1 protein-coding gene is annotated in these 1,532 nt (G+C 43.9%); it reads left to right on the forward strand.

Annotated elements, in window-relative coordinates; all coding sequences use genetic code 11:
• Nucleotides 1–91: 91 nt before the first annotated feature.
• Complete coding sequence (locus AAEY98_RS22100) at nucleotides 92–1,135, forward strand: IS110 family RNA-guided transposase (protein ID WP_351019689.1); 1,044 nt, start codon at nucleotides 92–94, stop codon at nucleotides 1,133–1,135.
• Nucleotides 1,136–1,532 lie beyond the last annotated feature (397 nt).

Consider the following 1,532-nt stretch of genomic DNA (forward strand, 5'->3'; position numbering starts at 1 on the left):
TGGCCATGGATGATGAGATGGACGCTCCCTAATACGGCGTCAATGCGCCAAACTGTTGTTGAACCGCACAGTTACTTAAGGAGCGTCCACCATGAAAGTTACCACTATTTCGATTGATTTGGCCAAGAATGTATTTCAAGTCCTTGGGATGGATTGTCATGCAAAACAAGTCTTCAATAAGCGTTTAAATCGCACTCAACTGACCGAATTTATGCTGCAACAACCCAATTGCGATGTGGTCTTCGAGGCTTGTTATTCATCCCATTACTGGGGACGTAAGTTTCTCGCTATGGGGCATAACGTTAAGCTTATTCCTGCCCAACATGTCACCCCGTTCGTGCGAGGCAGTAAAAATGATAACAATGACACTATGGCGATTTATGAAGCCAGCTTTAGGCCTAACATTCGTTTCGTGCCAGTGAAAACCGAAGAGCAGCAAGAGATATTGATGTTACACCGTATCAGGGAGCGATTAGTAAAGGAGAAAACCGCCTGTACTAACCAAATTAGAGGTGTCTTAGTTGATTTTGGCATTTGTTTTGCCCAAGGCTATAAAGCGTTTGAGGTGGCCATTTGGGACATCATTAATGATGCATCACAACGTCCCATAATCAAGCTGATTGCAAATGACTTCTGGGGTGAATATCAAAGTGTAAATACACGTTTAGACAGAATTAATACCTTGATAAAAAAGCTTATTGAGCGTGAGCCTGATGGCAAAATATTATTAAGCATTCCAGGTATCGGCCCCATCATAGCATCAGCGTTCGTCGCATCAATTGGCCGAGGCCAAGCTTTTAATACCGCTAAAGAACTGGGTGTGTGGCTTGGGTTAACCCCCAAGCAATATGCTTCTGGCCATAGAAGTGTTAATGGCAGTATTACCAAACGAGGTAACAGCTATTTACGCAAGCAACTTATTCATGGCGCCAGAACAATCGTCAGCCATGCGAGTAAAAAACAAGATGATTTAAATCGTTGGATAACGCAGTTAAGAAGCCGAAAAAGCATCTGTAGTACGGTGGTTGCCACCGCACATAAGCTCGCCAGACTGATATGGATTTTATTACAAAAACAAGTGCCTTATGCTCCGCAATATGCAGCCAATCAAGGTGTAAACCATGGTACTTGTTAACACTGTTGTCGCTATCTTGCTGAGCTCGGGCTGGCCAAGGGTAATAAACCCGACTGGATGATAATAGCCGCAAGATAGCACATTAAACACTCACCAAGGTTGTTGTAAACGATGAAGAAATGGCTCAGTCCAACCAGTGCTAGCCTGAATAGGCCAAGGATAGTGTAAACCTAATCCGCATGGATGTTTCAATTGATAGGCGCAGTGGTACGGATTTCATTAGGGGCGCAGCTTGACTGTTAAGCCCGTATATATGGCAGTACAACCGCTTCTAGCGGTAAATGAGCCGCATCAAAAGCAATGACAAGTGTGAAGCAATAGAATAGAAAACTAAGGCCAATAAGCTTTGGGTAAGCAGAGTATTATCTTGACTCACCGGGAGCGTCCATATATGGCC

This window comes from Shewanella sp. AC91-MNA-CIBAN-0169 (assembly GCF_040310165.1).
Classification (GTDB): Bacteria; Pseudomonadota; Gammaproteobacteria; order Enterobacterales; family Shewanellaceae; genus Shewanella.